Here is a 20,952-nt window from a genome sequence, read left to right as displayed (position 1 = left end):
CGCCTGTCCGGCTTCCGATAAAATGCCAACTGATGCCGGAAATCCGCCAACGTCCCGCGAACACCGGCCGCCGCGCCATCCAGGCAGGCGGCGGCATCGACCCGCACTGGCACGACCGGCATCAGATCGTCTACGCCGGGCGCGGCGTGCTGTCGGTCACCACCGACGCCGGCAGTTGGGTCGCCCCGGGCACCCTCGCAATCTGGGTACCGGCCGGCACGGTCCACGAGCACCGCGCGTACGGCGAGTCCGTGTTGCACACGGTCGGCCTCGCTGAGAATCCGCTTGGCCTGGACGCTCCGTCAGCCCTTGTCGTCAGCCCCCTCCTGCGAGAGCTCATCCTCACCTACACGTCCGCCGGTGAAGAAGACCCGACCAGCCCTGCCGGCGAGGCGGAGCGGCTGCGGCTGCGCGGCGTGCTTCTGGACCAGTTGCGGCGATCGCCACAGCGTCCTACCTATCTCCCGACGGCGCAGGACCCACGGCTCGCTGCAGTGTGTGACCTCCTACGAGAGGACCCGGCGGACAACAGAACGCTGACAGAGCTCGGCCGGGTGGTCGGTGCGAGTGAGCGGACCTTGAGCCGGCTGTGCAAGGCCGACCTGGGCATGACCTTCCCGCAGTGGCGCACGCAGCTCAGACTGCACCATGCGCTCCGCCTACTCGCAGGCGGCGAGTCGGTGACCAGGGTGGCGCACCAGACCGGCTGGGCGTCGACCAGTGCGTTCATCGACACCTTCCGGCGGGTGTTCGGTCATACGCCCGGATCGCGCAGGGCTTGATCGAGGATCCGGCTCCACTGGCGGACGATGCCTCGCCGCCGCGCACTGTCGTCCGTCAGCAGGTCAGCAAGCCCCAGCCCACGGGCCATGTCCAGCACACCCTGCACGGTCTCCCGCACCCCAGGCGTCCGCTCGCTGACCTCGAGCACTTCCAGCAACGCCCTGTGCGCTTGCCGCCCTACATGTGCCTCCAGCCGCACGATCTGCTGCCGCAACGGCTCTTCCGTCGACGCGGCCACCCACAGGTGCAGGGCCGCGCGGAACAGCGGGCCGGTGTACACGTCGGCCAGCATCCCGACGATCGCCTCGGTCCGCCCGGCACCACTCGGCAACCGGGCAGCCTGGGCGCGGATCTCCGCCAGCCGTACCTCGGTCATGTACTCGACAGCTGCCGCGAACAGGTCGGCCCGGGTCGGGAAGTGGTGCTGCGCCGCACCCCGCGACACCCCGGCCCGCGCCGCGACGACCGAAACCGTCGTCGCGGCGTACCCGACCTCGGCCAGCGACTCGACCGCCGCCTCCAGCAACCGCTGCCGGGTCGCGCGGCTGCGGTCCTGTTGAGGCGCCTTCAGGGCCTCACTCACGCGCGGCCTCGCGGGCCCGCAACTCGCGCCGCAGGATCTTCCCGGACGCCGCCTTCGGCACCGCCTCGATGAACTCCACCTGCCGGATCTTCTTGTACGGCGCCACGCGCGCGGCGACGTACTCGATCACGTCCTCGGCCGTCAGCGTCACACCGGGCATCGGCACCACGAACGCCTTCGGTACTTCGTTGCCGTCCGCGTCGACCCCGATGACGGCCGCGTCCGCGATCCGGTCGTCGGTGAGCAGCACGGCCTCCAGTTCCGCGGGCGGCACCTGATAGCCGTGGTACTTGATCAGCTCCTTCACCCGGTCGATCACGTACAGGTAGCCGCGTGCGTCCATCCGCCCGATGTCGCCGGTGTGCAGCCACCCGTCGGCGTCGATCGTCGCGTCGGTCTCCGCCGGCCGGCCGAGGTATCCCTTCATCACCTGCGGCCCGCGGATCCAGATCTCACCCTCCTCCGCATCGTTGCCGTCGGCACCGACCAATCGGAGCTCGGTCGACGGGAACAGCTTGCCGACCGCGCCCGGCGGCGGCTCCGGGTCGTCCTGCGGTACGGCGTGCGTACCCGGCGACAGCTCCGTCATCCCGTAGGCCTGCAGTACGGCGTGCAACCCGAGCCGCTTCGCGCACGCCTCGGCCAGCTCGCCGTCCAGGGGCGCCGCGGCCGACGTCACGTACTTGAGCGCGGACAGGTCCACGCCGTCGACGGCCGGGTGCTTCGCCAGCGCCAGCACCACCGGCGGCGCCACGAACGCGCGCGTGATCCGCTGCTCGTCCAGCGTGGTCAGGAACTGCTGCAGGTCGAATTTCGGCAGTACGACGACCGTCGCGCCGAGCCGCAGCGGCAGGTTTATCAACACCGACAGCCCGTAGATGTGGAAGAACGGCAGGATCGCGATGATCCGCTCGTCCTCGCCGAGCCGGATCATCACCTCGGCCTGCGAGATGTTCGTGGCGATGTTGCGATGCGTCAGCATCACGCCCTTCGCCGCGCCGGTGGTCCCGCTCGAGTAGGGCAGCACCGCGACGTCCACAGCCGGATCGATCGTCACCGACGGCTCCGGAGCGGTGGACGCGAACAGCTCCTGGATCGAGCGGTAGCCCTCGGCCTGGTCGCAGACGAAGATCTGCTCGACGTCGGTGCCGTCGACCGCCGCGGCCGCGACCGGCACGAACAGCGAAATCGTCACCAGCAACTTCGCCTTCGAGTCGAGCAGTTGCTTGTGCAGCTCGTCCGCGGTGTAGAGCGCGTTCACCGTGGTCACGGTCGCGCCGGCGCGCGTCGCGCCGTAGAACACCACCGGGTAGAGGATCGTGTTCGGGCTGTAGAGCGCGATGACGTCGCCGTGCCGGATGCCGAGCTCCGAGAGACCGGCCGCGACCCGGCGGGTCAGGTGGTCGAGCTGCGCGTAGCTGAGCTCCTTACCGGTGACGCCGTCGACCATCGCCGGGCGGTCGCCGTACTCCTGGGCTCTGCCGAGCACAGCCTCGTGGATCGGTACGTCGAGCACCTCGACGGGCGGGAATTCGCTGGTGACGATCATGGCCCACTCCTTAGTAAGACTTCGGCAACCCGAGACTGTGCTGTGCGACGAAGTTCAGGATCATCTCCCGGCTGACCGGCGCGATCCGGGTGGCGCGGGCCGCGGCGACGAGCGACGCGACGCCGTACTCGACCGTCATACCGTTGCCGCCGAGCGATTGCACGGCCTGATCGGTGGCCCGTACGGCGACCTCTCCGGCGGCGTACTTCGCCATGTTCGCGGCCTCGCCCGCCGCGAGGTCCTCGCCGGCGTCGTACAGGGCCGCGGCCTTCTGCATCATCAGGCGGGCCAGTTCGAGCTCGATCTTGACCTGCGCCAGCGGGTGCGCGATGCCCTGGTGGGCGCCGATCGGGTGCTTCCAGACCTGGCGTTCCTTGACGTACGCCGTCGCCTTGTCGAGCGCGTGCCGCGCGATGCCGAGGGCGAACGCGGACGCCATGATCCGTTCGGGGTTCAGGCCGGCGAACAACTGCATGAGCGCGGCGTCCTCGGAGCCGACGAGCGCCTCCCGCGGGAGCTGTACGTCGTCCAGGAACAGGTTGTACTGCTTGTCCGGGCTGATCAGGTCCATCTCGATCTGCTGGAACTCCACACCGGGTGCGTCGGTCGGGACGATGAACAGCGCCGGCTTGAGCTTGCCGGTGCGGGCGTCTTCGGTGCGGCCGACGACCAGGACCGCCTTCGCGACGTCGAGTCCGGAGATGAAGACCTTGCGGCCGGTGAGCGACCAGCCGTCGTCGGTACGGCGGGCGGTGGTGGTGATCTGGTGCGAGTTCGAGCCGGCGTCCGGTTCGGTGATTGCGAACGCCATGATCGTCGTGCCGTCGGCGAGGCCGGGCAGCCAGCGCTGCTTCTGGTCGTCGGTGCCGAAGCGCGAGATCACGGTGCCGCAGATCGACGGGGACACGACCATCATCAGCAGCGGGCAGCCGGCGGCGCCGAGCTCCTCCAGCACGATCGACAGGTCGGCCATGCCGCCGCCTCCGCCGCCGTACTGCTCGGGGAGGTTCACGCCGAGGTAGCCGAGCTTGCCCGCCTCCAGCCACAACTCGGTGGTGTAGCCGCCGGTGCGCGCCTGCTGGTTGAACCACTGGTAGCCGTACTTGCGGCCCAGTTCGGCGACGACCTTGCGCAGTTCGCGCCGTTCCTCGGACTCCACGAAGTTCATGCTTCCTCCCCGACCACGGCCAGTACGGCGCCGACCTCGACCTGTTGACCTGCTGCGACCGCGAGTTCGCTGACGATGCCGTCCGCCGGGGACGCGATCGTGTGCTCCATCTTCATCGCCTCCAGCCAGAGCAGCGGCTGCCCTTGCTTCACCACGTCACCGACGCCGACGCCGACGCGGATCACGGTGCCCGGCATCGGAGCCACCAACGATCCCGCGGCGATTTGATGCGCCGGATCCACGAACCGCTCGACCGGCGTGAGACTCACACTCCCGAGCGCCGAGTCCACACACACGAGCCCGTCGTACGCCGCCACGTCGAACGTCCGCCGTACGCCGTCGACCTCCAGCACGACCCGCTCCGGCCCACCGTCCACGAGCACAACGTTGCCCTCAACAACCAACCCGTCGCGCGTCAGTCGATACTCGACCTCGTACACCGCGTCGCCAACCCGGTAACCCTTCCGCTGCGGCTGCGAAGCCAGATTCCGCCACCCACTCGGAACCCGCACCGGCGTACGCACCTGCCGCGCGGCGGCATCCGCGAGCGCGGCCGCCAGGGCCGAGACCCGCACCACCGACTCGTCGACCTCCGGCCCGAGCCCGTGCTTCTCGAAGAACGCTGTATCTGTGTCGCCCGCAAGAAACGCCGGATGCCGCAGCACCCACGCAAGCAACTCCCGGTTGGTCCCGACCCCATGAATCACCGCCCGCCGCAACACCCCGGCCAGCCTGCGCGCAACCAGCGCCCGATTCGGCCCGGACGCAATCACCTTCGCCAACATCGCGTCGTAGTACGCCGAAACCTCGGACCCGTCCTCCACCCCGGAATCCACCCGCACGCCCTGCTCCAGGGTGAAGCGGTGGAGGGTTCCTGTCTGCGGTTGCCAGTCGTTCTGCGGGTTCTCGGCGTACAGCCGTACCTCGATCGCATGCCCGCGTGTCGGCGGTGGCTCGGCTGGGAGGCGCTCGCCCGCGGCGACGATGAGCTGGAGTTCGACCAGGTCGAGGCCGGTGGTCTCTTCGGTGACCGGGTGCTCTACCTGGAGGCGGGTGTTCATCTCGAGGAAGTAGAAGTTTCCGGACTCGTCGGCGAGGAACTCGACCGTGCCGGCGCCGACATAGCCGATCGCCGCGGCCGCTGTGCGCGCGGCCTCGAACAGCTGCGGCCGCATCCCCGGAAGCCGTTCGACCAGCGGCGACGGCGCCTCCTCGACGACCTTCTGGTGGCGGCGCTGGATCGAGCACTCGCGTTCGCCGACGGCCCAGATCGTCCCGTGCTGGTCGGCCATCACCTGCACCTCGATGTGCCGCCCGGTCGCGAGGTACCGCTCGCAGAACACCGTCCCGTCCCCGAACGCCGACAACGCCTCCGCCGACGCCGCGTCGATCTCCGCGGCAAGATCCTCCAGCCGCGACACCACCCGCATCCCGCGCCCGCCACCACCGGCCGACGCCTTCACCAGCACCGGCAGGTCGGCGGCGGACACCTCCGCCGGCGTCAGCTCGGCCAGCACCGGCACCCCGGCCGCTGCCATCAGCTTCTTCGCCTCGATCTTCGAACCCATCGACGAGATCGCGTCCACCGGCGGCCCGACCCAGGTCAGTCCCGCGTCGATCACCGCCTGCGCGAACGCCGCGTTCTCGGACAGGAACCCGTACCCCGGATGCACGGCGTCCGCCCCCGCCCGCACCGCCGCCTCGACGATCAGCTCGCCTCGCAGATACGTCTCCGCAGGCGTGTTCCCCACCAGCTGCACCGCCGCGTCGGCCTCGTCGACGAACGGCATCCGCGCGTCAGCCGTCGAGTACACCGCGACCGTCCCCAGCCCGAGGGAGCGCGCAGTACGGAAGATCCGCCGGGCGATCTCGCCCCGGTTTGCCACGAGTACCGAAGAGATCATCTGCATCACATCCTGAAGACGCCGAAGTTCGACGTACCTTCGACGGGGGCGGAGTGGATCGCGGACAGACAGATGCCCAGCACGGTCCGGGTGTCGCGCGGATCGATCACGCCGTCGTCGTACAACCGCCCGGACAGGAACAGCGGCAGCGACTCCGCCTCGATCTGCCCCTCGACGTACGCCCGCATCTGCTGGTCGGCCTGCTCGTCGTACGGCTGCCCCTTCGCCTCCGCGGCCGCCCGCGCGACGATCGACAGCACCCCGGCGAGCTGCTGTGGCCCCATCACCGCGGACTTCGCCGACGGCCACGCGAACAGGAACCGCGGATCGAACGCCCGCCCGCACATCCCGTAGTGCCCGGCGCCGTACGACGCCCCCATCAGGATCGAGACGTGCGGCACGCGCGAGTTCGAGACCGCGTTGATCATCTGCGCGCCGTGCTTGATGATCCCGCCCTGCTCGTACTCCTGCCCGACCATGTAGCCGGTCGTGTTGTGCAGGAAGATCAACGGCGTGTTCGCGCGGTTCGCCAGCTGGATGAACTGCGCCGCCTTCTGCGACTCCTCGCTGAACAGCACGCCGCGCGCGTTCGCCAGGATCCCGACCGGGTACCCGTGCACCGACGCCCACCCGGTCGCCAGCGACGAGCCGTACAGCGGCTTGAACTCGTCGAACACCGACCCGTCCACCACGCGGGCGATCACGTCCCGCGGATCGAAGGGGATCTTCAGGTCCCCCGGCACGATGTCCAGCAGTTCGTCCGCGTCGAACCGCGGTTCGTCGTACACCGGAGCGGGCGGCGGGCCGAGCTTGCGCCAGTTGAGCCGGGACACGATCTGCCGTCCGAGCCGGATCGCGTCCTGCTCGTCGACCGCGAAGTAGTCGGCGAGCCCGGACTGCCGGGCGTGCATCGCGGCACCGCCGAGCGACTCGTCGTCCGCGTCCTCACCGGTCGCCATCTTCACCAGCGGCGGCCCGGCCAGGAACACCTTGGCGCCGCCGTCGACCATCACCACGTGGTCGCTCATGCCCGGGATGTACGCGCCGCCCGCAGTCGAGTTGCCGAACACCAGCGCGATCGTCGGGATCCCCTCGGCGGACAGTCGGGTGAGGTTCCGGAACATCGCACCGCCGGGGATGAAGATCTCCTTCTGGGTCGGCAGGTCCGCGCCGCCGGACTCGACCAGGCTGATCACCGGCAGCCGGTTCGCGCGCGCGATCTCGTCGGCCCGCAGCGCCTTCTTCAAGGTCCAGGGGTTGCTGGCGCCGCCCTTGACGGTCGGGTCGTTCGCGGTGATCAGGCACTCGACGCCCTCGACCACGCCGATGCCCGTGACCAGGCTGGCGCCGACCGTGAAGTCCGATCCCCAGCCGGCCAGCGGCGACAGCTCGAGGAAGTACGAGTCGGGGTCGAGCAGCAGCTCGATCCGCTCCCGGACCAGCAGCTTGCCGCGCTGGTGGTGCCGATCGACGTACTTCGGCCCGCCGCCGGCGAGCGCCTTCGCGTGCTCGACGTCGAGAGCGGCGAGCTTCTCCAGCATCGCCTCACGGTTGCTCATGAGCTGAACCCCAGTCGTTTCGAGGCGAGGCCGGTGAGGATCTCGGTGGTGCCGCCGCCGATGGCGAGGATCTTCTGGTCGCGGTACTGGCGTTCGACCTCGGCCTCGCGCATGTAGCCGAGGCCGCCGTGCAACTGCAGCGCCTGGTCACAAACCCACTGCCCAGCCTCAACGGCGGTGTTCTTCGCGAAACAGGTCTCGGCGATCACGTCCTCACCACGAACCGCCCGCTCGGCCACCGAATGCACATAGACCCGCGTCACGTCGATCCGCCGCGCCATCTCGGTCAGCGTGTGCTGCACGCTCTGCCGCGAGATCAACGGCCGCCCGAACGTCTCCCGCTGCCGGCACCACTCGACGGTCAGGTCGAGCGCCCGCTGAGCACCGGCGTACGCCTGCACCGCCAGCGTCAGCCGCTCGGCGACGAAGTTCACGGCCAGCTGCACGAACCCGGAGCCCGGCGCACCGACGAGATTGCCCACCGGCACCCGTACGTCGTCGAACGCCAGCTCGGCCGTGTCCGAACACAGCCACCCCATCTTCTCCAGCTTCCGGGAAACCCCGAACCCGGCCGAACCCGCTTCGATGACCAGCAGGCTGATGCCCTGCGCTCCAGGGCCGTCAGTGCGTACTGCTGTGGTCACAAAATCCGCGCGACACCCGGACGTGATGTACGTCTTCGCACCGTTCACGACGAAGACGTCACCTTCGCGCCGAGCCAGCGTACGAAGAGACGCCACATCGGACCCACCACCGGGCTCCGTGATCGCCAGCGCGCCGATCAGCTCGCCGCTCAACGTCGGCCGAACCCACCGCTCGATCTGCTTTTCATTGCCCCCAGCAACGATATGCGGAAGCGCGATGCCGCACGTCAACAGAGAGGCGACGAGACCGCCGGAGCCGCCGGTGAAATGCATCTCCTCGACCACGTCGATCGCGTCGAGCAACGACCCGCCGCCACCACCGACCGCCTCCGGGAACCCGACGCCCAGCAATCCGAGAGCGCCCGCCTTCTTGTGCAGCTCCCGCGGCAGCTCGCCGTCCCGCTCCCACTGATCCAAGTGCGGCAACACTTCCGCTGCCATGAACCGCCGTACGGAATCCCTGAAGTCGTTCACAGCAACACCTCCGGTACGTCGACGTACCGCGAGCGCAGCCATTCGCCGAGCGCCTTCGCCTGCGGGTCGAAGCGTGCCTGGGCCGCGACGCCCTCACCCAGCAGACCCTCGACGACGAAGTTCACCGCCCACAGGTTCGGAAACAGGTACCGCGTGACGGAAAGCGGCTGCGTCTCCGGCAGCAGCTCCTTGAAGAGGTCGACCGTCAGCGTGTGCGCCAGCCAGCGGAAGGTCTTCTCGTCGCGGACCCACACGCCGACGTTCGCGTCGCCGCCCTTGTCGCCGGAGCGCGCGCCGGCGATCCGGCCGAGCGGAACCTCCCGGGTCCGGGGCGGTCCGCTCGAGAGCTGCAGCAACGGCATCGGCTCCTCGATGTCGTCGACCGGCTGCAGCGGCTGGGTCTGCGCCGCGGGTTCCACCACATGTCGCGTTCCGTCCGGGAGGACGACGACGTGCTCCACCTCGTGGATGTCGACGTATCCGGCCCGGAAAACGCCGTACGGCGAACCGTCGCCGGGCGGCGCGGTGACGTGGAACCCGGGGTAGCTCGCCAGCGCCAGCTCGACCGCCGCGTTGCTGAACGCGCGCCCGACGACCTTCGGGTCCGGATCCTTCACCGCGCAGCGCAGGAAAACGCTGGCCTCCTCTTCGGAAAGCGCATTCGGCTTCTCGGTCCAGGCGAGCGTCCAGGTCAGCTCGGCCGGCCGCCGCGGCAGCGACTGCTCCAGCTGCCGCTGCACCAGCTCGGCCTTCTGCTCCAGTTGCAGTCCGGTGAGTACGAAGGTGACCTCGTTGCGGAACCCGCCGACGCTGTTCAGCGAGACCTTGTACGTCGGCGGCGGCGCCTCGCCGCGGACGCCCGAGATCCGCACCTGGTCGGGGCCGTCGTCCGAGAGCTCGATCGTGTCGAGCCGCGTCGTGACGTCCGGACCGGCGTACCGGGCACCCGCGACCTCATAGAGCAGTTGGGCCTTGACCGTGTCGATCGTGACCGCGCCGCCAGTGTTGTCGTGCTTGGTGATCACAGTGCTGCCGTCCGCGTGGATCTCCGCGATCGGGAAACCGGGCCGCCCGAAGTCGCGGATCTCGGTGAAGAACGCGTAGTTGCCGCCGGTCGCCTGGCATCCGCACTCGATCACGTGCCCGGCCGCGACGGCGCCGGCGAGTTCGTCGTACTGCGTCCGTTTCCAGCCGTGATGCGCCGCCGCCGGCCCGACGATCACGGACGCGTCGGTCACCCGTCCGGTGACGACCACGTCCGCACCGGCATGCAGCGCCTCGGCGATACCCCACGCGCCCAGGTAGGCATTGGCCGTGAGCGGCTGCCCCAGCCCCAACTCCTCGGCCCGGCCCAGCAGATCGTCGCCCTCGACGTAGGCCACCTTCGGATGCAGCCCGAGCTTGTCCGCCAGTTCGGTGATGGCGGCCGCGAGGCCGGACGGGTTCAGACCGCCCGCGTTGCTGACGATCTTCACCCCACGATCGAGCGCCTCGCCGAGCCCGGTCTCGAGTTGCCGGAGAAACGTCCGCGCATAACCCAGCCCGGGGTCCTTCAACCGATCGCGTCCGAGGATCAGCATCGTCAGCTCGGCCAGGTAGTCCCCGGTCAGGACGTCCAACGGCCCGCCGGTCAGCATCTCCTGCAACGCGCTGAACCGGTCGCCGTAGAACCCGGAGGCGTTCCCGATCCGGATCGGCTCGGTCATCCGAACTGCCCCGGCCGCCGCCCCTTCCCGGGCAATCCGGCGAAGGCCTGGATGATCCCCAGCCACTCCTCGGCGTCCGCGCCGTCGGCCTCGACTGCCAGGTCGTCCCGGTGCCGGCGTTGTGTGGCCAGCAGGCAGAAGTCGAGCGCCGGCGCCGTCACTCGCTGGGTCGCGTCCTCAGGTCCCCAGCTCCACGCGTCGCCGTCCGGCCCGGTCAGTTCGACGCGGAACTCCGCGGCCGGCGGCGTGCGGTCGTTGAGCAGGTACGCGAAGTCCCGGGTGCGGACCGCGAGATGCGCGACGTGGCGCAGCCGGTTGCTCGGTTGCCGCCGTACGCCGAGTGCGTCGAACACGTCCTGCCCGTGCGCCCAGGTCTCCATCAGCCGCGCGGTCGCCATCGACGTCGGGCTCATCGGCGGCCCGTACCAGAGCACCTTCTCGCCGGCCGGCACCCGTTTCAGCGCCGTGGCCAGCTCGGCGCGCGTCTCCCGCCAGTAGGTCAGCAGCTGGTCCGGCGGCAGCGCGGCGGTCTCCGCGGCGCCGTCGTCGACGTACGTCGTGGGGCTCGCGGCCGCCTTCTGCAGCGACGCCTTGAACGCCTCGGGATCGGTCGCGGCCAGCTGCGCCGCCTCGTCGGTCCAGGCCAGGTGGGCGATCTGATGCGCGATCGTCCAGCCCTCGGCCGGTGTCGGCGTCGTCCACTCCTCGGCGGCCAGCCCACCGACCAGGCGGTCCAGCTCCGCACTCTCGGCCCACAGATCAGCCAGTACTTCGTCCAGTCGCACCGCTGCACTCCCTCGCCAGGGGATCGTGCAGCCGAGCGTCCCACGGTCCGGAAAAAGAATCAAGCGTGCTTGTTTTTGGATTCTGGCTGACGCGTCACGGTGATTACTGGAGGAGCTGGGCGATCACTAGGGTGGTTCGGATCATGGACCTGAAGAGCCCGATCAGCACAGTGGTGCCGTCGCTGGACGGGCCGGTACTGCTGGTGCTGGCACAGGCCGAGGAAGGCCTGTCCGGGCGGCAGATCCACAAGCTGGCCGGCGCCGGAAGTGTCGCGGGCGTGCGGCTGGTCCTGCAGCGGCTGGCGGCGACCGGCCTGGTCCATGTCGACGACCTCGGCAACTCGTTGCTCTATCGCCTCAACCGCAAGCACCTGGTCGCGCCGATCGTCGAGCAGCTGGCGAACCTCCGCGGCATGTTGATCGACCGCCTCGCCGCCGAGATCGGCGGCTGGCGGATCCCGGCCGTGCACGCGAGTGTGTACGGCGCGATCGCGCGCGGCGACGGCGATCCGGACAGCGACGTCGACCTGCTGCTGATCCGTCCGGACCAGCACGAGTTCGAGGACGTGCTGTGGGACGACCAGGTCGGCCGGCTGATGCAGAGCGTCGTCGACCTGACCGGCAACGCGGCGCATGTCTTCGAGTTGCGGCAGGCCGAGCTCACGGGTCACCTCGCCGGGCAGGACCCGATCCTCAACGACTGGATGCAGCCGAGCATCCAGTTGACCGGCGTACCGCTGGCGACTCTGATGGCTGAACTCGAGGTGGTCCGTCTGTCCTAGGTCCAGGCCGGACCCTGTGGGTACGCTGCACTTCATCGTTGCCGGACTCTTCACCTTGGACCAGCCAATGACCCGCATCGCCATCGACGGCGGTCAGTCCGCTCTTCGACTCCGAGTGCTGCCGTCCCGCCGTACCGGGAAGGGGCCCGGGTACACCCACGGACCGGACGCCGTGGTCAAGTTGCTCGACGCGATTCGTACCGCCGCGATCGAGGCCGAGGTCAGCGGTCCGGTCGAGGTGGTCGCGCTCGGCCTGACGGGCTACCCGCAGGCGCACGGGGCCGCACAGGCGTTCGCGGCCGAAGTCGCCGAGGTCCTGAACGCAGACGAGGTGCGGCTGAGCCAGGACATGGTCACCGCGCATGCCGGTGCGCTGCCCGACGGGTACGGCGTGGTCGTTGCCGCCGGGACCGGGCTGGTCTGCCTGGCGGTCGACCGCGACGGCACCTGGCGGAAGCTTGACGGGCACGGGTACCTGTTCGGCGACGCGGGCAGCGCGTTCGCGATCGGCCGCGCCGGACTCGTCGCAGTACAACGTGCCAGGGACGGTCGCGGTCCGGTGACGAAGCTGGCGGACACCGCACTGGACCCGGTCGCGTTGTACCGGTCGTCCACACTGGTCGACGACGTGGCGCGCTTCGCTCCCGAGGTACTGCGTTGTGCCGCCGAAGGCGATCCGGTGGCGTACGACGTCCTCGTGCAGGCCGCGGGTGACATCGCCGAGACGATCGGCGCCGCGGTCGCACAACTGGCGGGTGAAGGGCCGGTGCCGGTCGCCTGTGTCGGCGGGCTTTTCGAAGGTGCGGGCGAGCAGTTGCTGACCCCCGTCCGCGAGGCGTTGCCGTTGCGAGCTCAACTGACTCCGGCGGCCGGGAACTCGCTCGACGGCGCCGAACGGCTCGCGACCGGACCTGCCGGAACGTACGGCGACCTGATCGTCACCTATCGTCGGGGAGACTGAGGAACGATAATTACGGTGCTGGCCGTTATCTGGCCGGCATCGTCAGATCAGCGCCGGTATGACAGCTGGAGACTTCCGTGAACGAACTCCTTCTGGCCGCGACGTCCCTGGACGTCACCCCGCCGCCCGGCCACCGGCTCGATGGGTACGCCGCCCGCACCGGACTCGCGACCGGTACCGCGGATCCACTCCGTGCGACCTTGATCTGGTTGTCCACCGCGGACGATCCGGGGGTGCTCTGGCTGACGCTCGACGCGATAGCCGTCGGGAGCACGCTCTCATCCGAGCTCGCCGCGGCCGCCGGTGCCGCGGCCGGCATCCCGCCGGCGCAGGTCGTGGTGTCCGCGTCGCACACGCACTCCGGCCCGTCGGGATGGACCGGGGAGATCCATCCCGTCATCCCGGCCGAACGCGAACCGGTGCTCGCCGACGCCTTGGTCGGTGCGGTCCGGACTGCCACGTTGGAACGGCAGCCGGTGACGGCGACCTGGCATTCGATCGAGGTCGTCGGCGTCGGCACCAACCGGCACCGCAGGAACGGCCCGCACGACAACACCGCCGGCATCCTCGCGCTGCACGGCGCGGACGGCTCGCTCGAGGCCGTCCTGCTGGACTTCGCCTGCCACCCCACGACGTACGGCCCGGAGAACATGAAGTACTCCGCCGACTGGCCGGGTGCCGCGCGTGCCGCCTTGGCGCCCGCGGTCGTCGGGTTCCTCCAAGGTGCCGCGGGTGACGTCAGTCCGCGGTTCACGCGTCAGGGCCGCGGCGCCGAGGAGGTTGCCCGGCTGGGCGGTCTGCTGGCGGCGCGGGTTCGCGAGGCGCTGACGTCTCCCGGCCTCGAACTCCCGCAGTCGGCGCCGGCGATCCGTCGTACCACTCTGACGCTGCCGGTCCGGTCGGTGCCGCCGGTCGACGAGGCCGAGAAGCTCGCGTCGGTCGTGGAGAGCCGGGTCGACACCGGCTCGGACGACCCGTCAGGGCGGATCTCCCAGACCCGTCTCGACGGTGCGCGCGGTCAGGCGCTGATGGCTGCCGCGTCGCTGCCGCCGGCGCTGGACCTGTCGATCAGCACCGTGACGATGGGGGACGTCTGCTGGATCAACCTGCCGGTCGAGCTCTTCGCCGTCCACGGCGCGTGCCTGCAGGCCGACAGCACGTATCCGATCACCCGCGTCATCGGCTACACCGACGGGTACTACGGCTACGTGGTCGACCCGTCCGCGGCCGAAGCGGGCACGTACGAGGCGCTCATCACCTTCTTCGACCAACCCACCACGCACAAACTCATCACCGAGACCGCCGCCTTCGTCAACAGTTAGGCGCTGGATCACCAGACAGGACCTAGAGCGCCAACTCCGGCTGGAGCTTCTTCGCCGGCCAGACGCGCTGGTTGCGGGCGGCGAGGGTCGACGCGGCCAGCGCGGCGGCGAACCAGGCGGCGAGCGCCAGCAGGTCCTGGCCGAGGGAGGCGCCGGGACCGCCGTACATGAGGTGGCGGACGCCGTCGATCGCGTAGCTCATCGGGAGCGCGTGGTGGAAGAAGTACAGCGGCTCCGGGATCGTCTGCCACGGGAACGTGCCGCCGGCACTCACCAGCTGGATGACCATCAGCACGAGGCCGAGGAACTTCCCGACCGCGCCGAACCACGCCGACAGCGCGTGCAGGATGGCGACGAACGTGAACGACGTCAGGATCAGGAAGCCGACCGTCAGCCACGGGTGCGCGGCGTGGATCCCGAGCCCGAGTACGACGGCCACGAAGACCAGCGTGGCCTGTACGGCGCCGAAGAGGGCCGGAGGCAACCAACCGCCGAGCGCGACGCGGAACGGCGACTGGAGCGCAGCCAGTGCGCGCGGCGACAGCGGGCGAACCAGCAGGAAGAGAACGTACGCGCCGATCCAGCACGCCAGGCAGAGGAAGAAGGGCGCCAGGCCGGCGCCGTAGCTGTCGGCCGTGGCCTGGGAGACGTTCTGCAGCGTGACAGGTGCACCCAGCGTCTCGGCCACCGCCTTGCGCTGATCGGTGGTCGGGTTGGGGATCTCCTGCGCGCCCTCGGCCAGTCCGGTGTTCAGTTGCGTCGCGCCGGTCTTCAACTGACCGACACCGGTCGCGAGGCTGTTCACACCGGTCAGCAACTGCCCCTGCCCGGTCACCGCCTGCTTCTCTCCGGCTGCGAGCTTCTGCGCACCGGTCTGCAGCGTGCCGAGGCCTGTCTTCAGCTGGCCGGCGCCTGTGCTGAGCTCATGAGCCCCTGAGGACGCAGTACTGATTCCGTTCGTCAGCGCCGGTGTCGCCTTGGCCAGCGCCGAGGCGCCGTTCGACACCTTCCGGGCGCCGGTCGCGAGCTGGTTGAGCTGCTTCGACGTCGACTGGATCTTGGTGTTCGCCTGGACGACGGGCGCGCGCAGCTTGGCGGTCTCCTGCATGATGACCCGGATCTGGTGCTGGCTGAGGCCCTGCTGCTTCAACCGTGCCGCCAGTTGCGTGTCGAAGGCCTTGAGGTCCCGCACCAGTGCGCTGGACGCAGTCGCGACCTGCTGTCCGGTGGCGGCGACCTTCTCGTTGCCGTCAGCAACCTGGTCCGCGCCGGCCGCCAGCTGCTTCGTCTGCTTCGGCAGTGTCGCGGTCTTGTCCTTCAGCGTGCCCAGGCCGTTGTCGAGCTGCTTGGCGCCGTTGGCCAACGACGCTGCGCCTTGCGACGCTTGCGCAGTACCGGCGGCCAGCTGGTTCGCGCCGGCCGACAGCTGCTTCTGGGCGGTGTTCAGTTGCGTCGCACCGGACTGCAGCTTCATCACCCCAGTAGCTGCCGACGTCAGCCCGTTCTGCAGCTGGGCGGCACCGGCGGCCGCAGTGCTGACCTGCTTGTGGATGGTGTTGTAGCCGGCCAGCAGCTGCGACGCGGCCGTCTCGCTCACCTGCGACGCGACGGTCTTCGTCACCTGCGCGACCACCTGGTTGGCGATCGTGTGGGCGATGTAGTTGTTGGCGTCGTTCGTCAGCAGTTCCAGCTGCGCCTGCCGCGGCTTGAAGTCCGCACTCGACGCCAGGTCGGACGAGAACGTCTTCGGCAGCACCAGGGCGAATTCGTACGTCCCGTCCGACACGCCTGCTGTCGCGTCCGCACGGCTCACCTGGTGCCAGTCGAAGCTCTTCGACGTCACCAGTTCGTCCGCGACCTGCGGTCCGACGTTGAGCTTCTCGCCGGTCGAGAGCGTCGTACCGGTGTCCTCCACGACTACGGCGGTGGGGATCTTGTCGAGGCGTCCGTACGGGTCGTGGTTCGCGTAGAGGTACAGGCCGCCGTACAGCACCGGCACCAGCAGTAGCGCGACCACCGCCAGCTTGGGCAGCCGCCCGGCCGTCAGACGTCGCAACTCACTCAGGGCCATCCGCAGCGCGGTCACGCCTCTGCCTCCACTTCTTCCTCGATCGGGGTCACCGGTTCGACAGGAGCCACCGGGACGACCTGGACGGGGTCCGGCTGGTTGGTCTCGCCCATTCGAGCGGCCTTGACGTCCAGCAGCCGCGCAGAAGCGTCAGCACATGTGACGATCACGCCGTACCCGTCCGCGGCCAGTTGGCGCCCCAGCTCGTACCAAACGTGCGGATCGCCCCCATGACGATCCGGCATCGTCAGTACGACCACCTGTACGTCGGGACGCGCCACTGTGAGCTCCGTGAGTAGCCGGGTCCGTACGGCGACCGGCAGGTGCTCGAACCGCTTGTCCGCGTGCTCGGCCGCGTCGTGCTCGTTCAGCCACTCCAGCACGGCCCTGCGTCCCGCCTTGCGCCCTGCGATCGCCAGCTCCTCGCCGACAACCGTCTGCACCGGCAGGGCGTCGTCCGGCTCGGTGATGCCAGGGGTGTCGACCACGGCGACCCGTCGCCGGAGCAGGGCCAGGTCGGCCTTGCTGTCGAGGCGGACCGTCCCGGTGTCGGGCTTGAGCCGCCCGGACAGCGCCAGCGACGCCGCAACGTGCCCTGGACCCGGGTAGCCGGTCAGCAGCACCAGCTGATGATCCGCGACCGCCACCGACGTCGCATGCAGCATCGGTGCGTGCGGACCACGCACGCTGATCCCCGCGGCCTCGAGCTCCATCTCGCATCCCCGTTCAATACGGTTGTGTATTCAATACAGAACTGTATCCTATCCGTATGGAACCGCCCAAGCGCCGCCGCTCCAACACCCGGGCCCGCCTTCTCGCGGGGGCTCTGGAGGTGTTCGCCGAGCGCGGGTTCCACGGTGCGTCCGTGGAGGACATCTGTGAGCGCGCCGGGTTCACCCGCGGCGCCTTCTACTCGAACTTCGCGTCCAAGGACGAGCTGGTCCTCGCGCTGTTCCAGGCCACGACCGACCGGCTCCTCGAGCAGATCGAGGCGCTGCTGCCCGAGCTCGCGAGTCAGCCCGGCTCGCTGCTGGACGCCGTACTGGGGCTGCTCGACGAGACCGCGCCGGACCAGCGGCAGTGGCATCTGATCTCCACCGAGTTCACGCTGCACGCGCTGCGCGATCCGGAGGCCGCGGAGGCGCTGAACCGGCAGCGGGCGATGTTCCGCGAGAGTTTGACCAAGCTGGTCGAGCAGATCGCCGAGACCGGCGGCTTGGAGCTGACGGTGCCGGCGGAGCAGTTCGTCCGGATGGTGATGGCGCTGCACGAGGGAGCGCGGTCGCAGAGTCTGCTCGAGCCGCGGAAGGTTCCGGCCGGGTCGCTCGAGCACACGTTCCTGCCGATGGTGCTGGAAGCGGTCAGCCGACCTTCACGCTGATCGTGTGCAGCCCGGTGGCGCCGTTGGGAGCCGGTGGTGCCGACGCCTCGATCTGTGGATTGCCCTTCGCGTCGAACGCCCGCACCTGCAGCAGATGCGTGCCGCCCGGCGCGTCCCACGTCCAGTGCCACTGCCGCCAGGTGTCGATCGACGGGTCCGCGGCCAGCGTCGCTTGCTGCCACGGGCCTCCGTCGACGCGGACCTCGACCTTCGACACCCCGACGTGCTGGTCCCAGGCCACGCCGGCCACGGTCACCGGTCCCGGCTCGACCTTCTTGCCCAGCGGGGTGTCGATCCGCGACGACAGCTTGATCGGGCCGAGCGCGGACCAGCCGCGCGGCGTCCAGTACGCCTCGAACCGGTCGAACCGTGTCACCTCGATGTCCACCAGCCACTTCGTCGCCGACACGTAGCCGTACAGGCCCGGTACGACGATCCGCACCGGGAACCCGTGCTCCACCGGCAGCGGCTCCCCGTTCATCGTGAACGCGAGCATCGCCTGGCGGTCGTCGAGCAGCGTCGGCAGCGGCGTACCGGCGGTGAAGCCGTCCTTCGAGGTCGACTTGATCGCGTCCGCGTCGCGCGCCGGACCCGCCTCGCCCAGCAGGTCCTTCAACAGGACGCCGGACCACAACGCGTTCCCGACCAGGTCGCCGCCGACCTCGTTGCTCACGCAGGTGAGCGTGACCCACTTGTGGACGACCTGGCGTTTCAGCAGGTCGTCGAAGGTCAGCTCGAGTTCCCGCTCGACCATGCCGTGGACGCGCAGCTTCCAGTCGGCCGGCACGATCTGCGGGACGGACAGCGCGGTGTCGATCCGGTAGAAGTCCTCGTTGGCGGTGACCCACGGTACGGCGCCCTCCGCCTGAACACCGGGCGGCGGCTGCAGGGTCGGCGGCTGCGGCAGCCGGAGGCGCGCGCGGGCCTCCGCGACCGCGGCCCGGTCGCCGCCGACCACCTTGCCGAGTACGGCGACGGCCGCCGAGCCGAGCGCGACACCCGCCGAGAGCTGCAGGAACCCGCGCCGGCTGACGTTGTCGTCCGCGAAATCGACCAGCGGCTCGAGGCGGCGGCTGAACAGGCGCAGCACGATCAGCGCGGTGATCCCTGCCAGCGCCGACGGGAGGAAGCCGGTCTGCCCGGAGTCGGCGCGAGTGAACGCCGCGGCGACCGCCACGCCGCAGAGCGCGATCGTGACCAGGGCGCCGGCCCAGTACCGCCGTACGGCGAGAATGCCGCCGGCCGCGGCGAGCGCAGCGACCACGATCAGGATGCCGACGCGGAGCGCGGTCTTGTCGTGGATGCCGAACCAGGCGATCGCGAGATCCTTCAGCCATGGCGGGACCCGGTCGATGAACGCCGACCCGATCGCCACCACGGGCGTCTGCGGCGTGCCGAGGATTCCGGCGCTCGCACTGCCGACCGCGAGGCCGGCCGCGGCGGCGAGGACACCGCCGAGGGCACCGCGCCACCGGATACCGGACTTCGCTGGTTGTCCGGGATGCTCTGCCGCGGAGCTGTCGGCTTGTTGCTTCACTTCTCAACCATTGCGCGAGGGGGCGCCCGACACCAGTCGGGCGCCCCATCCGTTAGTCGCGGGTAATGCTTCGTTCAGTTGTTTCGGGTGCTGCTGCTTTCCGGTGGTGCTGTTCAGATCCGGTCGGGCGTGATCGGCCCGAGGCCCGGGCGGCCGTTCGGCCAGCGGCGGGCGTTGTCCCGGACCCGGCGGAGCTTGCCGAGGACGACGTCCCGCTCGTCCGCCAGCTGGGACATCCAGAGGCTGTCGATCTCGAGCAGGTGGTCCGGCAGTGCGTCGCGCAGCCGCCGCTTCCCCTCCTCGGTCAGGACGGCGAACGAGCCGCGGGCGTCGTCGGGACAGGGCTCGCGGCGGACCAGGCCGAGGTTCTCGGCACGGTCGACCAGTCGGGTGATGCCGCCGGTGGTGACGGTCAGCTCCCGGGCGAGTGAGGTGAGACGCTGCTTCTCCCCGCTGCTGCGGGCCAGCCGCAGCAGCAGTTCGAACATTGCCATTTGCAGTCCACTGCGCTTCAGGGAATGGCGCATCAGGTGATCCAGTTCGGCTGCTGCTTCCCGCAGCAGGCCGTAGGCCGTGAGCACGTCGCTTTCCCAGGGTTCCGCGGCGCGAGTGGGTTCTGCATCGGCGAGCGCTAGGGGCGAGCAAAGCGAAGGCGCGATGGTCATGCGCGGACTCTATTAGCTGACTAGGTCACTTCGCTACACGGGGTGACCTTTCGGCTACACATCGACCCACAACCGCAAGCCCTCCGAGCGTAACGACCGCATCCGGTCTAGGACGGTGCGGGGCCTGTGGATAACTTCCGCGGCGGATCTGCGATTTTTGCCAGGCTTGACCCGTGAGGTTCTCAACCGGCGGATCGGGGAGTCAGATGAGCGACAGCGGCGAGCAGCAGTCACCGTTCGGGCCCGGGTTCGTCGCGGCCTGCATCGTGATCGGCGCGGTGGTGGTGTGCGGCGGCGTGTTGCTGATCAGCGGGCGGACGCCCGCCGAGGTGGTGGCGGCGCCGGGCGACAGCCCGCAACGAGCCGCTGCGACCATCGAGCCGGGCGGGCTCCCAGAGCCGGGCGGTCATGCCGAGCCGGGTGGTCAAGCCGAGCCGGGTGGGCGAGCCGAGCCGGGTGGGCAAGCTGAGCCGGGTGGGCGGCCCGAGTCTGTGCCGAGCGTCGGATCAAGTGCCGGTCGTGGGTCGGGCTCGGCCCGATGCCGTCTGGATGCCGGGGAGCAGGCGGTGCCGGAGCGGGCGCCGTCGGTGGACGGGTGGGAGGTGAGCAGGCGGATCGTCGTACCTCGGTCGGCGACCTACGGTCCGGTCGTGTCCGACGCCGACGGCTTCCGCCGGTGCTTCGCGCACTCGCCGACCGGCGCGGTGTACGCCGCCTACAGTGCGTACGCCGCGATGGCCGACCAAGGCCGCGTCGTCGAGACCGCGCGCCGGCTGATGGTCCCGGGCCGCGCGACCGACGCGCTGATCCGAGAGCTCCAGGCCGATCCAGCGTCCAGCGGGTACTCCGTGCCTCAGCTCGCCGGGTACCGCGTCATCGACGCCGGCCCGGACCGCGTCAGCCTGCTGCTGGCCGCGCCGGTCGAGTCGGCGTACATGAGTCTCACGCTCACGCTCGTCTGGCACGACGGCGACTGGCGACTACAGCCACCGGCCGTCGGCGAACCGGTCGGCGCGCCCTTCGCCCAGCACCGTGACCTGTCCGACTTCGTTGCCTGGAGTGGTGTCTGATGTGCGGAAAG

The 20,952-nt window shown here is 69.7% G+C and carries 19 protein-coding genes; 6 read left to right on the top strand and 13 right to left on the bottom strand.

Translation table 11 applies throughout. The features are described 5' to 3' along the window. The first annotated feature begins 32 nt into the window (after positions 1-32). Positions 33-782 (top strand): helix-turn-helix transcriptional regulator, encoded by a 750-nt coding sequence (locus ABN611_RS11655; RefSeq protein ID WP_350279848.1) that lies wholly within the window; start codon positions 33-35, stop codon positions 780-782. Here the strand turns inward: ABN611_RS11655 and ABN611_RS11650 are convergent. The 8 genes from ABN611_RS11650 to ABN611_RS11615 are packed head-to-tail and all read right to left on the bottom strand — an operon-like array spanning position 755 to position 11,155. Next, positions 755-1,366, bottom strand: a complete 612-nt coding sequence (locus tag ABN611_RS11650; RefSeq protein ID WP_350279847.1) for a TetR/AcrR family transcriptional regulator — start codon at positions 1,364-1,366, stop codon at positions 755-757. The two genes, ABN611_RS11655 and ABN611_RS11650, sit on opposite strands and share 28 nt — an antisense overlap. Further along, the gene (locus ABN611_RS11645) at positions 1,359-2,915 is read right to left on the bottom strand and encodes an AMP-binding protein (protein ID WP_350279846.1); all 1,557 of its coding nucleotides are present in this window, start codon (positions 2,913-2,915) and stop codon (positions 1,359-1,361) included. The genes ABN611_RS11650 and ABN611_RS11645 overlap by 8 nt, the downstream gene beginning before the upstream one ends. A 10-nt stretch (positions 2,916-2,925) precedes the next feature. Then, positions 2,926-4,083, bottom strand: coding sequence for an acyl-CoA dehydrogenase family protein (locus tag ABN611_RS11640; protein ID WP_350279845.1), 1,158 nt, complete (start codon positions 4,081-4,083; stop codon positions 2,926-2,928). Beyond that, entirely contained in the window at positions 4,080-5,987 is a 1,908-nt protein-coding gene (locus ABN611_RS11635; RefSeq protein WP_350279844.1) for a biotin carboxylase N-terminal domain-containing protein, read from the bottom strand. Before ABN611_RS11635 ends, ABN611_RS11640 begins: the two co-directional genes overlap by 4 nt. 5 nt (positions 5,988-5,992) lie before the next feature. Further along, complete coding sequence (locus tag ABN611_RS11630) at positions 5,993-7,546, bottom strand: carboxyl transferase domain-containing protein (protein WP_350279843.1); 1,554 nt, start codon at positions 7,544-7,546, stop codon at positions 5,993-5,995. Beyond that, positions 7,543-8,664: an acyl-CoA dehydrogenase family protein gene (locus ABN611_RS11625; RefSeq protein WP_350279842.1), complete on the bottom strand. Its 1,122-nt coding sequence runs from the start codon at positions 8,662-8,664 to the stop codon at positions 7,543-7,545. Before ABN611_RS11625 ends, ABN611_RS11630 begins: the two co-directional genes overlap by 4 nt. After that, complete coding sequence (locus ABN611_RS11620) at positions 8,661-10,370, bottom strand: acyclic terpene utilization AtuA family protein (RefSeq protein WP_350279841.1); 1,710 nt, start codon at positions 10,368-10,370, stop codon at positions 8,661-8,663. Before ABN611_RS11620 ends, ABN611_RS11625 begins: the two co-directional genes overlap by 4 nt. Further along, positions 10,367-11,155, bottom strand: coding sequence for a TIGR03084 family metal-binding protein (locus tag ABN611_RS11615; protein ID WP_350279840.1), 789 nt, complete (start codon positions 11,153-11,155; stop codon positions 10,367-10,369). Before ABN611_RS11615 ends, ABN611_RS11620 begins: the two co-directional genes overlap by 4 nt. A 143-nt stretch (positions 11,156-11,298) precedes the next feature. Between ABN611_RS11615 and ABN611_RS11610 the strand changes: the two genes are divergently transcribed. From ABN611_RS11610 to ABN611_RS11600, 3 genes are all read left to right on the top strand, one after another. Further along, the gene (locus ABN611_RS11610; protein WP_350279839.1) at positions 11,299-11,937 is read left to right on the top strand and encodes a hypothetical protein; all 639 of its coding nucleotides are present in this window, start codon (positions 11,299-11,301) and stop codon (positions 11,935-11,937) included. 67 nt (positions 11,938-12,004) lie between these two features. Beyond that, positions 12,005-12,898 carry a BadF/BadG/BcrA/BcrD ATPase family protein gene (locus ABN611_RS11605; protein WP_350279838.1) on the top strand — a complete coding sequence of 298 codons (894 nt, stop codon included), beginning with the start codon at positions 12,005-12,007 and terminating at the stop codon, positions 12,896-12,898. A gap of 77 nt (positions 12,899-12,975) precedes the next feature. Then, positions 12,976-14,220 (top strand): hypothetical protein, encoded by a 1,245-nt coding sequence (locus ABN611_RS11600; protein ID WP_350279837.1) that lies wholly within the window; start codon positions 12,976-12,978, stop codon positions 14,218-14,220. Positions 14,221-14,242: 22 nt separating this feature from the next. On the opposite strand, the gene ABN611_RS11595 is transcribed toward ABN611_RS11600, so the two are convergent. Continuing rightward, on the bottom strand, positions 14,243-16,306 hold the full coding sequence (locus ABN611_RS11595; RefSeq protein WP_350279836.1) for a YhgE/Pip domain-containing protein: 2,064 nt from the start codon (positions 16,304-16,306) through the stop codon (positions 14,243-14,245). After that, complete coding sequence (locus ABN611_RS11590; protein ID WP_350279835.1) at positions 16,303-17,001, bottom strand: hypothetical protein; 699 nt, start codon at positions 16,999-17,001, stop codon at positions 16,303-16,305. Before ABN611_RS11590 ends, ABN611_RS11595 begins: the two co-directional genes overlap by 4 nt. A 56-nt stretch (positions 17,002-17,057) precedes the next feature. Between ABN611_RS11590 and ABN611_RS11585 the strand changes: the two genes are divergently transcribed. Beyond that, positions 17,058-17,669 (top strand): TetR/AcrR family transcriptional regulator, encoded by a 612-nt coding sequence (locus tag ABN611_RS11585; RefSeq protein ID WP_350279834.1) that lies wholly within the window; start codon positions 17,058-17,060, stop codon positions 17,667-17,669. Here the strand turns inward: ABN611_RS11585 and ABN611_RS11580 are convergent. The 3 genes from ABN611_RS11580 to ABN611_RS11570 all read right to left on the bottom strand — a co-directional run bounded on the left by ABN611_RS11580 (position 17,650) and on the right by ABN611_RS11570 (position 20,247). Continuing rightward, positions 17,650-19,206: a molybdopterin-dependent oxidoreductase gene (locus ABN611_RS11580; protein ID WP_350279833.1), complete on the bottom strand. Its 1,557-nt coding sequence runs from the start codon at positions 19,204-19,206 to the stop codon at positions 17,650-17,652. The two genes, ABN611_RS11585 and ABN611_RS11580, sit on opposite strands and share 20 nt — an antisense overlap. A 113-nt stretch (positions 19,207-19,319) precedes the next feature. Beyond that, positions 19,320-19,700 (bottom strand): MarR family transcriptional regulator, encoded by a 381-nt coding sequence (locus ABN611_RS11575; protein WP_350279832.1) that lies wholly within the window; start codon positions 19,698-19,700, stop codon positions 19,320-19,322. A gap of 373 nt (positions 19,701-20,073) precedes the next feature. Then, entirely contained in the window at positions 20,074-20,247 is a 174-nt protein-coding gene (locus tag ABN611_RS11570) for a hypothetical protein (protein WP_350279831.1), read from the bottom strand. A 190-nt stretch (positions 20,248-20,437) separates the two neighbouring features. On the opposite strand from ABN611_RS11570, the gene ABN611_RS11565 reads away from it, so the two are divergent. Further along, positions 20,438-20,941 (top strand): hypothetical protein, encoded by a 504-nt coding sequence (locus tag ABN611_RS11565; RefSeq protein ID WP_350279830.1) that lies wholly within the window; start codon positions 20,438-20,440, stop codon positions 20,939-20,941. Positions 20,942-20,952: the final 11 nt, after the last annotated feature.

Source organism: Kribbella sp. HUAS MG21 (genome assembly GCF_040254265.1).
Lineage (GTDB): Bacteria > Actinomycetota > Actinomycetes > Propionibacteriales > Kribbellaceae > Kribbella.
The sequence above is the reverse complement of the archived record's forward strand: the minus strand, read 5'-3'. Positions and strand labels throughout refer to the sequence as shown.